Source organism: Pseudomonas bohemica, from assembly GCF_002934685.1.
Taxonomy (GTDB): domain Bacteria; phylum Pseudomonadota; class Gammaproteobacteria; order Pseudomonadales; family Pseudomonadaceae; genus Aquipseudomonas; species Aquipseudomonas bohemica.
On sequence record NZ_NKHL01000108.1, the window covers coordinates 93,313 to 106,246 of the forward strand.

The 12,934-nt window shown below is 59.6% G+C and carries 13 protein-coding genes; 9 read left to right on the forward strand and 4 right to left on the reverse strand.

The window, feature by feature from the left end:
* Nucleotides 1-85 precede the first annotated feature (85 nt).
* The 3 genes from relA (at nt 86) to CE491_RS14475 (ending at nt 3,875) form a co-directional block, all read left to right on the forward strand.
* Nucleotides 86-2,329 carry a GTP diphosphokinase gene (gene relA, locus CE491_RS14465; protein ID WP_110949004.1) on the forward strand — a complete coding sequence of 748 codons (2,244 nt, stop codon included), beginning with the start codon at nt 86-88 and terminating at the stop codon, nt 2,327-2,329.
* A 140-nt stretch (nt 2,330-2,469) separates the two neighbouring features.
* Nucleotides 2,470-3,303: a nucleoside triphosphate pyrophosphohydrolase gene (gene mazG, locus CE491_RS14470; protein WP_110949005.1), complete on the forward strand. Its 834-nt coding sequence runs from the start codon at nt 2,470-2,472 to the stop codon at nt 3,301-3,303.
* Nucleotides 3,304-3,329: 26 nt separating this feature from the next.
* Entirely contained in the window at nt 3,330-3,875 is a 546-nt protein-coding gene (locus tag CE491_RS14475) for a DUF2058 domain-containing protein (RefSeq protein ID WP_110949006.1), read from the forward strand.
* A 55-nt stretch (nt 3,876-3,930) separates the two neighbouring features.
* Here CE491_RS14475 and CE491_RS14480 read toward each other — a convergent pair whose 3' ends face one another.
* The 4 genes from CE491_RS14480 to purM form a co-directional block, all read right to left on the reverse strand.
* Nucleotides 3,931-4,119 (reverse strand): hypothetical protein, encoded by a 189-nt coding sequence (locus tag CE491_RS14480; protein ID WP_110949007.1) that lies wholly within the window; start codon nt 4,117-4,119, stop codon nt 3,931-3,933.
* A 337-nt stretch (nt 4,120-4,456) separates the two neighbouring features.
* Complete coding sequence (locus CE491_RS14485; protein ID WP_110949008.1) at nt 4,457-5,173, reverse strand: DUF3108 domain-containing protein; 717 nt, start codon at nt 5,171-5,173, stop codon at nt 4,457-4,459.
* Nucleotides 5,174-5,190: 17 nt separating this feature from the next.
* Nucleotides 5,191-5,898: a phosphoribosylglycinamide formyltransferase gene (purN, locus tag CE491_RS14490; protein ID WP_110949009.1), complete on the reverse strand. Its 708-nt coding sequence runs from the start codon at nt 5,896-5,898 to the stop codon at nt 5,191-5,193.
* Nucleotides 5,898-6,956 carry a phosphoribosylformylglycinamidine cyclo-ligase gene (purM, locus tag CE491_RS14495; RefSeq protein ID WP_110949010.1) on the reverse strand — a complete coding sequence of 353 codons (1,059 nt, stop codon included), beginning with the start codon at nt 6,954-6,956 and terminating at the stop codon, nt 5,898-5,900. Before purM ends, purN begins: the two co-directional genes overlap by 1 nt.
* A 312-nt stretch (nt 6,957-7,268) precedes the next feature.
* On the opposite strand from purM, the gene CE491_RS14500 reads away from it, so the two are divergent.
* The 6 genes from CE491_RS14500 (at nt 7,269) to CE491_RS14530 (ending at nt 12,798) form a co-directional block, all read left to right on the forward strand.
* Nucleotides 7,269-8,336, forward strand: coding sequence for a DUF2066 domain-containing protein (locus tag CE491_RS14500; protein WP_110949011.1), 1,068 nt, complete (start codon nt 7,269-7,271; stop codon nt 8,334-8,336).
* A gap of 55 nt (nt 8,337-8,391) precedes the next feature.
* Entirely contained in the window at nt 8,392-9,465 is a 1,074-nt protein-coding gene (locus CE491_RS14505; protein ID WP_110949012.1) for an AI-2E family transporter, read from the forward strand.
* 308 nt (nt 9,466-9,773) lie between these two features.
* Nucleotides 9,774-10,478, forward strand: coding sequence for a DnaA regulatory inactivator Hda (gene hda / locus CE491_RS14510; protein WP_110949013.1), 705 nt, complete (start codon nt 9,774-9,776; stop codon nt 10,476-10,478).
* A gap of 5 nt (nt 10,479-10,483) precedes the next feature.
* The gene (locus CE491_RS14515; RefSeq protein WP_234407600.1) at nt 10,484-11,251 is read left to right on the forward strand and encodes an NAD-dependent deacylase; all 768 of its coding nucleotides are present in this window, start codon (nt 10,484-10,486) and stop codon (nt 11,249-11,251) included.
* A gap of 75 nt (nt 11,252-11,326) precedes the next feature.
* On the forward strand, nt 11,327-12,013 hold the full coding sequence (locus CE491_RS14520) for a C40 family peptidase (protein ID WP_110949014.1): 687 nt from the start codon (nt 11,327-11,329) through the stop codon (nt 12,011-12,013).
* Nucleotides 12,014-12,264: 251 nt separating this feature from the next.
* The gene (locus tag CE491_RS14530; RefSeq protein WP_110949016.1) at nt 12,265-12,798 is read left to right on the forward strand and encodes a C40 family peptidase; all 534 of its coding nucleotides are present in this window, start codon (nt 12,265-12,267) and stop codon (nt 12,796-12,798) included.
* Nucleotides 12,799-12,934 lie beyond the last annotated feature (136 nt).

A 12,934-nucleotide genomic window follows, 5' to 3' on the forward strand; every position in this document is an offset into this window, starting at 1 on the left:
CCTTGCAAGGCCCGCAAGGAACATGCGCTGAAGAAGGCCGGCGACTGATGGCGCATTTCATCGCGCCGTAGGGAAGGTAAGCAACATGGTACAGGTGAGAGCACACCAGCCGATAAACACAGACGGCAGTATCAATCTCGACGCATGGCTCGATCATGTGGTCAGCGTCGACCTCGCAGTGGACCGACAGGCTTTGAAAGAGGCCTGTGAATTTGCCCGGCAAGCCGAGCAACAGGACAACGCCGCCAAGAACCTCTGGGCGGAAGGCACGTCGAGTTTTCAGACGGGCCTGGAAATCGCTGAAATCCTGGCCGACCTCAAGCTCGACCAGGATTCGCTCATCGCGGCCGTACTTTACCGCGGGGTGCGTGAAGGCAAGATTCCCCTGCCCGACGTCGGCCAGCGTTTTGGTCCGACCGTGGCCAAGCTGATCGACGGCGTGCTGCGCATGGCAGCGATCAGTGCCAGTCTCAGTCCTCGTCAATCGTTGGTGCTCGGCACTCAGGCCCAGGTGGAAAACCTGCGCAAGATGCTGGTGGCTATGGTCGATGACGTGCGCGTGGCGCTGATCAAGCTCGCCGAGCGGACCTGCGCCATTCGCGCGGTGAAGAACACCGACGACGAGAAGCGCAACCGGGTCGCCCGGGAAGTCTTCGACATCTATGCACCGCTGGCCCATCGTCTCGGCATCGGCCACATCAAGTGGGAGTTGGAGGACCTGTCCTTCCGCTATCTGGAGCCTGAGCAATACAAGCAGATCGCCAAGCTGTTGCATGAGCGCCGCCTCGATCGCGAACGCTTCATCACCGATGTGATGTCGCAGCTGGAAAACGAACTGCTGGCCACCGGGGTCAAGGCCGACATCAGCGGTCGGGCCAAACACATCTATTCGATCTGGCGCAAAATGCAGCGCAAGGGCCTGGAATTCAGCCAGATCTACGACGTTCGCGCCGTGCGCGTGCTGGTGCCGGAAATGCGCGATTGCTACACCGCGCTGGGCATCGTCCACACCCTGTGGCGGCACATTCCCAAGGAGTTCGACGACTACATCGCCAACCCCAAGGAAAACGGCTATCGCTCGCTGCACACCGCGGTCATCGGCCCGGAAGGCAAGGTGCTGGAAGTGCAGATACGCACCCACGCCATGCACGAAGAGGCCGAACTCGGCGTCTGCGCCCACTGGCGCTACAAGGGCACCGACGTCAAATCCAGCTCCAATCACTACGAAGAGAAAATCTCCTGGCTGCGCCAAGTGCTGGAGTGGCATGAGGAACTGGGCGACATCGGCGGTCTGGCCGAGCAATTGCGCGTCGATATCGAGCCGGATCGGGTCTATGTGTTCACCCCGGACGGCCATGCCATTGACCTGCCCAAGGGCGCGACGCCGTTGGATTTCGCCTATCGTGTGCACACCGAGATTGGCCACAACTGCCGTGGCGCGAAGATCAACGGGCGCATCGTGCCGCTCAACTACAGCCTGCAGACCGGTGAGCAGGTCGAGATCATTACCAGCAAGCACGGCACGCCGAGCCGCGACTGGCTGAACTCGAACCTGGGATACATCACCACTTCCCGGGCGCGGGCGAAGATCGTTCACTGGTTCAAACTGCAGGCCCGCGATCAGAACGTCGCGGCCGGCAAGATCCTGCTCGAGCGCGAACTGGCGCGTCTGGCGCTGCCGCAGGTGGACTTCGACAAGTTGGCGGAAAAAGCCAACATGAAGATCGCCGAAGATATGTTCGCCGCCCTCGGGGCTGGCGATTTGCGTCTGGCGCAATTGGTTAACCTGGCGCAGCAACTGGTCGAGCCGGAACGCGGCAACGAACAGCTGGAGCTGATTCCGCGCAAGGCGACCGGTTACAAACCGGGCAAGCGTGGCGACATTCAGATCCAGGGCGTCGGCAACCTGATGACGCAGATGGCGGGCTGCTGCCAGCCGCTGCCGGGCGATGCCATCGTCGGTTACATCACCCAGGGCCGCGGCGTGAGCATTCACCGTCAGGATTGCGCCTCGGTATTGCAGCTGGCCGGACGCGAGCCTGAGCGGATCATCCAGGTCAGTTGGGGCCCGGTGCCGGTACTCACCTACCCGGTGGATATCATCATCCGCGCGTACGACCGCTCCGGCCTGCTGCGTGATGTGTCTCAGGTGCTGCTCAACGAGCGCATCAACGTATTGGCGGTCAATACCCGCTCGAACAAGGAAGACAACACGGCACTGATGTCGCTGACCATCGAGATTCCGGGGCTGGATGCGTTGGGCCGGTTGTTGGGACGGATTTCGCAGTTGCCGAACATCATTGAGACGCGGCGTAACAGAACGCCTTGAAGCTGATGGGGCTGCGTTGACGCCTTTGCGAGCAAGCTCGCTCCCACAGGGAATAACACTTACCCGTGGGAGCGAGCTTGCTTGCGAAAGGGGCAGTACAGCCACCAGATGCCAAACGTTGGAATTGCCATAGGACCCTCATGTACTCACTCCAGGACCTGCTGAACCTCATGGCCCGCCTGCGCGACCCGCAGTACGGCTGCCCGTGGGACGTGAAGCAGAACTACGCGACCATCGTGCCGCACACCCTCGAAGAGGCCTATGAAGTCGCTGATGCCATCGAGCGTGGCGATTTTGATGACTTGCGTGGCGAGTTGGGTGATCTGCTGTTTCAGGTGGTGTATTACTGCCAACTGGCGCGTGAAGAAGGACGGTTCGAGTTCGACGGCGTGGTCGATGGCATCACCCGCAAACTGATTCGCCGTCATCCCCATGTATTTCCCACGGGCGATCTGTATGCGCCGCTGGAAACGCCGGCCCTGAGCGAAGATCAGGTCAAGCATCGCTGGGAAGAGATCAAGGCTGAAGAGCGCGCCCAAAAGGCGCATGTGCCGGAGCAGCTGTCCCTGCTCGATGACGTGCCAAACGTGTTGCCGGCATTGTCGCGAGCGGCCAAGTTGCAGAAGCGCGCGGCTCAGGTCGGTTTCGACTGGCCCGAAGCCTTGCCGGTGATCGACAAGGTGCGTGAAGAACTCGGCGAAGTCCTTGAAGCCATGGCCGACAACGACACCGCAGGCATCCATGAAGAGATTGGCGACCTGCTGTTCGTGGTGGTCAACCTGGCCCGTCATCTCAAGGTCGACCCGGAAAATGCCTTGCATGCCGCCAACGGCAAATTCGAGCGGCGTTTTCGTTTTATCGAACAGGCCTTGCGCGAAACCGGCCGCCCCATCGAAGATTGCAGCCTCGAAGAGATGGATGCGCTCTGGGGCGAAGCCAAGCGTCAGGAAAAAGACACGCCCAACTGCGGTTGAGTTGAATATTGAGAGAGAGAAGATAAATGGCGGGTATTTCCCTTCGTGACCAGTTGCTCAAGGCAGGTCTGGTCAACGAAAAGCAGGCCAAACAGGTCGCCAAGACCAAGCAGAAAGAACAGCGTCTGGTGCACAAGGGCCAGGCCGCTGCTGACGACGCCGCCCAGCGTGCCGCTCAGGAAGCCATGGCGGAGAAGGCCAGGCGTGACCAGGAGCTGAATCGTCAGCAGCAGGAAAAGGCCGAACAGAAGGCCCGCGCCGCGCAGGTCAAGCAACTGATCGAAGCGACCCGTCTGCCGAAGTTGACGACCGAGGATTACTACAACTTCGTCGACGACAAGAAGGTCAAGCGTCTGTCGGTCAACTCGCTGATGCGCAGCAAGCTGAGCAATGGTTCGTTGGCGATCGTGCATCACGGTGGCACTTACGAGGTGATTCCCCGTGAGGCAGCGCTGAAGGTTCAGGAGCGTGATCCGCGTCGCATCGTGATGCTCAGTGAGCCGACCGAGGAGTTGGATGGTGGCGACGATCCGTATGCCGCTTACAAGATCCCTGATGATTTGATGTGGTAAACCCAGAGACAACAAAACCCGCCTAGGCGGGTTTTGTTTTGTCGCGATTCCGTTATTACGAGTTGCTCGCCGCCTTCTTGGCTTCCAGTGCCGCGAGCTCTGCTGCGTAACGCTGTGCGTCCGATTCATGATGAAACATCCCTACCAGCTGATCTTGCTGGCGGACATCCCAGATCTGAATACCATCGGCGATGGCTTCGTGGGAGATTTGGGCGTCGTCGCGTTCAGTAACAGTAACCGTCATAGTGAGAACTCCTGACTCTTTGAAAACTACGGCAGGACGTCGCAGTGGTTCCTTTATAAATTTTGATAGCTTGCTAAGTAAATGATTGATTTCAGGAAGAGTTATTTACCGATCGTGCAACAATGGCTAACTGTCTGTTTTTGCAGGGAGTGCGGCGTTTTGTCGCACTCATTTGGAGGGTGTGAAGAAAGTTTCATGTTGGAATGGGGAACATCAAGCGCCGGGCAAATGACGATTTCCAGCGTTGAGGTAGACGCACGCGCCGCGCCGAATATACACGCCCACAAAAAACCCCGCCAATCGACGGGGTTCTTCATAAGCCGTATTACAGCCTGAATCAGCTGCCCTTGACCGACTTACCATTCACCGTGCCGTCCTGCAGCATGATGTTGTATTCCTTCCCATCCGTCTCAACCTGCTGCAAACGAACCAGCAGATAGTCGTAGTCCTTGGCGAACCACATCACAGTGATGCGCTTGTTCTGCGTTGGATCACGCACGCGTTCGACCTTGATCGCATCGACCGAACCCACCTTGGTGGCGACTTTTTCAGTACCCAGCACACGGAAGTCATAGGTATCGACCTCATCACCATCCACAACCTGATAGGTCATGCTTTTCTTGCCCGCAGCGACATCATGCTGCAGCGCCAACTGGTAAGTGGATTTGTCCAGAACACCCGCGTTCAGCGGGATTTTCACCGCATCGTTACGGTCGGTTCCAGTGATGAATTTCGTATCCCAGCCAAACGCCAGATCGACTGTCTTGCTCTTGCCCAGGCCGCCACGTTCGAAGTGGTAGGTCTGCGGCAGCAACTGATCCTTGTCGACCTTCAGCGTACTGACTTCAGTCAGGCTGGCGATCATCATCGAAGCCTTGAAGCTCAGGGTCCAAGTGCCGTCGGCGTTCTTTTCCAGGCTGCGTGTGGCGCTGCCGCCGCCCACAGGCAGCTGTTTGAAATCTGCGGTGTAGCTCGCGGAGAAAGGTTGAAGGTCTGCCGCATTGACCGCAGGAAGTGCGAACAGAGCGAAAGCGAAGAGCAAAGCGCGACGCATAATATCTCCTGTTTGAATTAGGTGGCCGGAAGCAAATGGCCGCAGGGCCCCAGTAGCTGGCCGTTCAGTGATGCGCCATGTTCGCTCAGAGCCAGACGGCCCTCGGCGAACCAGCGGATTGCCAGCGGGTAAATCAGGTGTTCCTGGGTGTGAACCCTTCGCGCCAGTGTCGTCGGCGTGTCGTGCAACTCTACCGAAATAACAGCTTGTACGACCAGAGGCCCCCCATCGAGTTCCTCGGTGACGAAGTGCACGCTGCAGCCGTGCTGCGCATCGCCAGCCTCCAGCACGCGTTGATGCGTGTGCAAGCCTTTATACAGCGGAAGCAGGGAAGGGTGAATGTTCAACAGCCGCCCGTGGTAGTGACGCACGAAGGCAGGGGTGAGGATGCGCATGAAACCGGCGAGTACCACCAGCTTCGGCGCGAATGAGTCGATCAGTTCGATCAGCGCCGTATCGAAGGCCTCGCGACCTTCGTAGGCTTTGTGATCGAGAACGCGGGTTTCGATGCCCGCGTTGTTTGCGCGCTCAAGCCCGTAGGCATCGGCGCGGTTGGAAATCACCGCGCGGATGCGAGCCGGGCTTGAACCGTCCTGAAAGCTGTCGATCATCGCTTGCAGGTTACCGCCGGTGCCTGACAGCAACACCACTACATCACAAGGTTGGGGCGTGTCAGGCTTCGACACGTCAGGCTTCACTGCCTCAGGCTTCACTACCTCGGGCATCAGTGTGCCTTGACGTTCTTCAGCTCGACTTGCGCAGCGCCTTCGGCAGCGATGCCGATCTGGCCGATGACCCAAGGCTGCTCGCCTGCTTCACGCAGGGCGTTGAGCGACGCTTCGACGTGTTCCTGCGCGACGCAGATGACCATGCCGACGCCGCAGTTCAGGACGCGGTGCATTTCATGTTCGTCGACGTTGCCTTGTGCTTGCAGCCAGTCGAACACCGCAGGACGGGTCCAGCTCGCCACGTCGACCACCGCTTGTGCGCCTTCTGGCAGTACGCGCGGGATATTGTCCAGCAGGCCGCCGCCGGTGATGTGGGCCATGGCCTTGACCGCGCCGGTGTCCTTGATCAGCTTGAGCAGTTGCTTGACGTAGATGCGGGTCGGCGCCATCAGCAGGTCGGTCAATGGCTTGCCGTCCAGCTGGATGGTTTCGATGTTGGCGCCGGAGACTTCGATGATCTTGCGGATCAGCGAGTAGCCGTTGGAGTGTGGACCGGAAGACGGCAGGGCGATCAGGGCATCGCCTGCGGCGACTTTCGAGCCGTCGATGATCTCGGCCTTTTCCACGACGCCGACGCAGAAGCCGGCCAGATCGTAGTCTTCGCCTTCGTACATGCCTGGCATTTCAGCGGTTTCGCCGCCGACCAGCGAGCAGCCGGCCAGCTCGCAACCCGCGCCGATGCCAGTCACGACCTGAGCGGCGGTGTCGACGTTCAGCTTGCCGGTGGCGTAGTAATCCAGGAAGAACAGCGGCTCGGCACCGCAGACCACCAGGTCGTTGACGCACATGGCGACCAGATCGATACCGATGCTGTCGTGCTTGTTCAGGTTCAGTGCCAGACGCAGCTTGGTGCCGACGCCGTCCGTACCGGAGACCAGCACAGGTTGTTTGTAGCCAGCCGGAATTTCACACAGCGCGCCGAAGCCACCCAGGCCGCCCATGACTTCCGGGCGCTTGGTGCGCTTGGCAACGCTCTTGATGCGTTCGACCAATGCTTCACCGGCGTCGATGTCTACACCGGCGTCTTTGTAGCTCAGGGAGGGTTGCTTGCTCATGATCCAGGCCTTTAGGGGGGATTCGGGGTAACGACCGAGTGGGAGCGGCGCGTGGCCGTGTCATCGCCGGTCTGCGAAGGCGCGCGATTTTATCAGGGTTGGGCCAAGGCGGCCATCCTTGGGCCGACAGGTAGAAGCATGATGAAGAAAAAATAAGCCGGTTGATCGGGGTCGGGCCGTTCGTCGGAGGAGGATAAAAGGTGTAACTTCGTCTCCATAGTGAGCGATTCGGGCCGTTGTGCGGTCTGAGTCGAGCCAGTCATTTTCATGCAGCTATAAATAAGCTGCGATTTTTGTTTCCTGGGAATCTTTATGCGCCTGAAAAACTGCCTGTTCGTAGGTTGTCTGTCCCTCATGAGCCTCCCGGCCCTGGCCGAGACGGTGAACAATCTCTATCAGGTGCGCGAGCCCGTCAGCGGGCAGACTCCCGACGAGAAAACCCGAGCCACTCAGGCTGCGCTGGAGACCCTGGTCATTCGTCTGACCGGCGACCCCAAGGCCGCGCAAGGCCCGGCCCTTGCCGAAGTGCGCAAGGATCCACAGCAGATTATCAGCCAGTACGGTTATGACGCAGGGCCTCCCGAGTCGCTGCAAGTGGATTTCGACCCGGCGAGCACCGAGCGGGCGTTGCGCCAGGCCGGGCTGTCGTTGTGGGGCTCGAATCGTCCGGTGATCATGGCCTGGTGGCTGAATGATGCAACCGATGGCGCCAATCTGGTGGGCGACGGTCAGGCGAGCGCCGAGCCGCTGCGCCGTGCCGCACAGCACCGTGGCCTGCCGTTGCGTCTGCCGCTGGCGGATCTGGGCGAGCAGGGTATCGGCAATGCCAAGACACTGGACGGCAGTGATGTTGCGCCGCTCAAACAGGCATCCGAGCGTTATGGTTCGGACGCCATTCTCGCTGTTCACGCCCAGGAAAATGGCGGCCAGTGGCAGGGTAAGTGGCACCTGTGGCTGGGCGACAAGATGGAGCAGGGCAGTGCGACTGGCGCGAGTTCTGCAGAATTGGCCGACGCCGTACTGCTGTCGGTGAGCCAGCGTCTGGCTCCGCGTTTCGTGGTCAAGCCTGGCGCATCATCGAGCATGGCGCTGGAAGTCCAGGGGATGAATCTGGAACGTTACGCTCAGTTGGGGCGTCTGCTGGAGCCGTTCGGCGGTCGTCTGAAGTCGGTGGATGCTGACCGGGTGGTGTTCGATGTCAGTGGGAGTGCGGACCAGTTGCGCTCGCAGTTGTCGCTGGCCAAATTGCAGGAAGTGCCGGCGGGTGAAGTCGCCAGCGCACCGATCGATGTCGGCCAAGCGCCTGCTCCGGGCGTAGTACCGGGGGCAGCCCAGACACCAGCACCGGCTGCTGCACAAACACTGCACTTCCGCTGGTGAGCGGGTTCATAACGGCGTTGCGTAAAGCATTTCATATAGGATTGAAGGGGCAGTAATGACTGGTACGCGTCGTTGGTTCTGGCTCGGCGGGGTTGTCCTGCTGTGTCTGTTTGTCTGGCTGTTGCACGCCATCCTCACGCCGTTTCTGGTGGCGTTGCTGCTGGCGTACATGGGCGATCCCCTGGCGGATCGGCTGGAAAAACTGAAAATGTCGCGCACCCTGAGTGTGGTGACAGTGTTCGTGATTTTTACCCTCATATTCCTGGGACTGATGTTGGTGCTGGTGCCGATGCTCGCCAAGCAGTTGTATCGCTTGTACGAGCTGGCGCCGCAGATTCTCGATTGGCTACAGCACACCGCGTTGCCGTGGACCCAGGCCAAACTTGGGCTGGCGGACGGTTTCTGGAAGTTCGACAAGGTCAAGGCGGCGATCTCCGAGCACATGGGGCAGACCGGCGATATCGTCGGCATCGTGCTGGCGCAGGCGACCACGTCGACGCTGGCCTTGATCGGCTGGCTGACCAATCTGGTGCTGATCCCTGTGGTCTGCTTCTACCTGCTGCGGGACTGGGATGTGATGATGGCCAAGGTGCGCAGCCTGTTGCCGCGTCACCGCGAGAAGAAAATCGTCGCGCTGGCCGATGAATGTCATGAGGTGCTGGGGGCGTTCATTCGCGGCCAGTTGCTGGTAATGGTCGCATTGGGCGTGATTTACGCGGCCGGCCTGATGCTGGTCGGTCTCGAACTGGGGCTGCTGATTGGCGTGATCGCCGGTCTGGCAGCCATCGTTCCGTATATGGGCTTCGTGATCGGCATTGGCTCGGCGATTCTGGCGGGCCTGTTCCAGTTCGGCGGAGACCTGTATCCGATGCTGGGCATCGTCGCGGTGTTCATGGTCGGGCAGGCGCTGGAAGGCATGGTGCTGACGCCGCTGCTGGTGGGTGATCGCATCGGTTTGCACCCGGTGGCGGTGATCTTCGCGATTCTGGCGGGCGGGGAGTTGTTCGGTTTCACCGGCATCCTGCTGGCGCTGCCAGTGGCGGCGGTGATCATGGTGCTGGTGCGGCACGTTCACGATCTGTACAAGGATTCGGATATTTACGGTGGGATGGAAGATCCGGATCTTTAGCTGATCCCCGTCCTGTGGGAGTAAGCTTGCTCACGAATACGGTCCATCAGTGAATTTGTATTGATTGATTCGACGGTTTCGTGAGCACGCTCGCCCCCACAGTTTGCGTGCAGCAGATGATCTGCTCGGATCAGGCCCTCTTTTTTCCGGCCAGTAGAGCGCCTGAATCCGCCACCTGGCCCGCGATAGACGCAACCCTTTGATTTTGCAGGCCGTCTGGCGCATTGTGCGACCCGCCTTGCGGGTATAAACTTTGCACACTTTACACAGAGGCCCTTGGCGGTTCGTCATTGAACCGTTCAGCCAGCATGAAACCAGTTCAGCTGCCCCTGAGTGTGCGTCTGCGTGATGACGCCACCTTCATCAATTACTATCCAGGTGCCAATGCCGCTGCGCTCGGCTATGTCGAGCGCCTGTGCGAAGCCGACGCCGGGTGGACCGAAAGCCTCATTTACCTCTGGGGCAAGCATGGAGTAGGGCGTACGCATCTTCTGCAAGCCGCCTGCCTGCGTTTCGAGCAAATGGGCGAACCTGCCGTTTACCTGCCAATGGCCGAAGTCATCGATGAAGGCGTCGAGTTGTTCGATCATCTGGAGCAGTACGAGTTGGTATGTCTGGACGACCTGCAAGTGGTGGTCGGCAAGCCTGAATGGGAAGAGGCGCTGTTTCATCTGTTCAACCGCTTGCGGGACAGCGGCCGTCGTCTGCTGATCGCGGCATCGTGTTCGCCGCGGGAGTTGCCGGTCAAGCTGGCGGACCTCAAGTCACGACTGACCATGGCGCTGGTGTTCCAGATGCGCCTGCTGTCGGACGAAGAAAAACTCCGCGCCCTGCAGTTGCGCGCCTCGCGTCGAGGTCTGCACCTGACCGACGAAGTGGGCCATTTTATCCTCACCCGAGGAAAGCGCAGCATGAGCGCGCTGTTCGATCTGCTCGAAGAACTCGACCAGGCCTCGCTGCAGGCCCAGCGCAAGCTGACCATTCCTTTCCTTAAAGAGACGCTGGGCTGGTGATCGGCATTGCGGTCGATCCAGCGCTGGTGCTGCAGACCGCTGCGGCCTTGCGCCACGCCGAACGCATTCTGATCATCACCGGCGCCGGGCTTTCGGCTGATTCGGGGCTTCCGACCTATCGAGGCGTGGGTGGCCTTTATAACAGTCAGACCGACGACGGGCTGCCGATCGAGATGGCCCTGTCCGGTCCGATGTTGCGTCGGGATCCCGCGCTGTGCTGGAAATACATTGCCCAATTAGGCAGCGCTTGCCTGGGCGGGCAGCCCAATGCGGCGCACTATGCCATCGCGCAGCTTCAGCGGCGCAAGCCTGAGTGCTGGGTATTGACGCAGAATGTCGACGGATACCACCGCGCCGCGGGCAGCCCGCCCGAGCGACTGATCGAAATCCACGGCCAGTTGGCGCCGCTCTACTGTCAGTCCTGCGGCGCCGAAGACCCGCAATTGAGCGAACACTTGCAGCGCCCGTTGCCGCCGTTATGCGCGCACTGCCACGGCGTGTTGCGACCGCCGGTCGTCTTGTTTCAGGAGATGCTGCCAGAGCTGGCATTGAACGTGCTGTATGCAGAGATGGCAAAAGGCTTTGATGCTGTGCTCAGCATCGGAACCACTGCCAGCTTTCCTTATATTCACGAGCCGATGCTGCGCACGCGGATTACAGGAGGCTTTACCGCGGAGATAAACCCTTCATCGACCGATCACTCCATTCACATGGATGCATTTCTGAGGTGTAGAGCCTTAGATGTGATGGAAGACCTGGTAAGTCACATTTAATTCGATTGAATTTGCAAATGGCGACGATAGAGGGCATAGTCTCGGCTTCTTTACACATTAGCCACGGTCGTGCCCATGCTAAATCGCTTCGCACCCCTCGTGCCTCTCGCACTCGTAACGCTGCTGTTCGGCTGCGCGGCCCAGATGCCAGCGTCGCAACAACAGTCGCAGAATCCGCAATTAAAGGACTCTGCCACCGCTCAAACCGCCAAGCGTGTCGACTATTCGTCTTCGGTTCTGGATGACGAAATCGCCACCGAAGATGAACTGGCCCAGTTTGCTGACGCGAAACCGTATCAGTTGCCGGTTCTGGCTGACAGCATTCTTGAGCGTGGCAAATCGTTGATCGGTACCCGTTACCGTTTCGGTGGTACCTCGACTACTTCGGGTTTCGATTGCAGCGGCTTCATCGGTTATCTGTTCCGTGAAGAGGCCGGCATGAGCCTGCCGCGTTCTTCTCGCGATATGGTCAATATCGATGCCCCTCTGGTCAAGCGCAATGACCTCAAGCCAGGCGATCTGCTGTTCTTCAGCACCGCAGGCCGCGGTCGTGTGAGCCATGCCGGCATCTATCTGGGCGATGACCAGTTCATCCACTCCAGCAGCCGTCGCAGTGGCGGTGTGCGCGTCGACAGTCTCGACGATGCTTACTGGGCCCGCACATTCATCGAAGCCAAGCGCGCATTGGCCATGGCACCTGCCAAGGTTCCAGAAACAACGACTGCGATGACTTCGACTACAATCAAGCGCCAACACCGGTAGTAGGAACTGTTGCCGTCTCAGCGCGAGCCGCGTTGCTGAGCCAAATCCTGTCCGGCGAGGCGAAGGACACCGAGGATGGTCACTCCTTTCTCAAGTCCTTCAATGACGCCGGGCGGGATTTGGCGCGCAACGTGGCCGTGCTAAGGCCGTGTAGAGACGGCAACATCCCCTACTTTGGGCGCGCGACCGGGGAAATCCCGGTTGCGCGCGATCCTGCAGAGTAAGCCGCATCCTCAGGGGTTGTTGTGTTTATGTCGTTTACGCGCCTGGCCGTTACCTCACTGGCTGTATTGCTGGCTGCTTGCTCCAGCAATCCACCGCCATCCCGACCCAAGGTCGTTTCCAGGCCTGTGGTCTCTGCTCCCTCTCAATTTTCATCTCCCGTCGCTGATGATGTGCTGCTGCGTGCCATTGGGCTGGTGGGCACGCCGTATCGTTGGGGCGGAAACACGCCGGATTCGGGATTCGATTGCAGTGGCTTGATCGGGTACGTGTATCAGGGCGCCGCAGGGATCGTCTTGCCTCGATCGACCCGCGACATGATCAACCTGCGCGGCCCGGACATCGATCGCAGCCAATTGCAGACCGGTGATCTGGTGTTCTTCGCCACCGGTGGCGGCTCGAACGTGAGCCATGCCGGGATCTACGTCGGCGAAGGGCGCTTCGTGCATGCCCCGGCGACTGGCGGCACCGTGAAACTCGACAGCCTCGACAAACCTTACTGGCAGAAAGCGTGGCTCAACGCCAAGCGCGTGATTCAGCCTCCGAATCTGGCGAAGCAGTAAACAGCCTGGCTCTAAGGTGTTTTTCGTGTTCACTGTTTTGCCGAAGTGAACACCGGGTCCTGTAGAAGCGCTTGCCCGCGATGGCGATGTGTTCGGTCGTCGTTGTTTGACTTAACGCCATCGCGGGCAAGCGCGC

Bases quoted from the DNA above. Each gene is read 5' to 3' on its own strand.
- relA (WP_110949004.1), top strand. From the start codon at position 86: ATGGTACAGGTGAGAGCACACCAGCCGATAAACACAGACGGCAGTATC.
- purN (WP_110949009.1), bottom strand. From the start codon at position 5,898: ATGCCCGAGGTAGTGAAGCCTGAGGCAGTGAAGCCTGACGTGTCGAAG.
- hda (WP_110949013.1), top strand. From the start codon at position 9,774: ATGAAACCAGTTCAGCTGCCCCTGAGTGTGCGTCTGCGTGATGACGCC.
- CE491_RS14530 (WP_110949016.1), top strand. From the start codon at position 12,265: ATGTCGTTTACGCGCCTGGCCGTTACCTCACTGGCTGTATTGCTGGCT.
- CE491_RS14485 (WP_110949008.1), bottom strand. From the start codon at position 5,173: ATGCGTCGCGCTTTGCTCTTCGCTTTCGCTCTGTTCGCACTTCCTGCG.
- mazG (WP_110949005.1), top strand. From the start codon at position 2,470: ATGTACTCACTCCAGGACCTGCTGAACCTCATGGCCCGCCTGCGCGAC.
- CE491_RS14480 (WP_110949007.1), bottom strand. From the start codon at position 4,119: ATGACGGTTACTGTTACTGAACGCGACGACGCCCAAATCTCCCACGAA.
- CE491_RS14505 (WP_110949012.1), top strand. From the start codon at position 8,392: ATGACTGGTACGCGTCGTTGGTTCTGGCTCGGCGGGGTTGTCCTGCTG.
- CE491_RS14500 (WP_110949011.1), top strand. From the start codon at position 7,269: ATGCGCCTGAAAAACTGCCTGTTCGTAGGTTGTCTGTCCCTCATGAGC.
- CE491_RS14475 (WP_110949006.1), top strand. From the start codon at position 3,330: ATGGCGGGTATTTCCCTTCGTGACCAGTTGCTCAAGGCAGGTCTGGTC.
- purM (WP_110949010.1), bottom strand. From the start codon at position 6,956: ATGAGCAAGCAACCCTCCCTGAGCTACAAAGACGCCGGTGTAGACATC.
- CE491_RS14520 (WP_110949014.1), top strand. From the start codon at position 11,327: ATGCTAAATCGCTTCGCACCCCTCGTGCCTCTCGCACTCGTAACGCTG.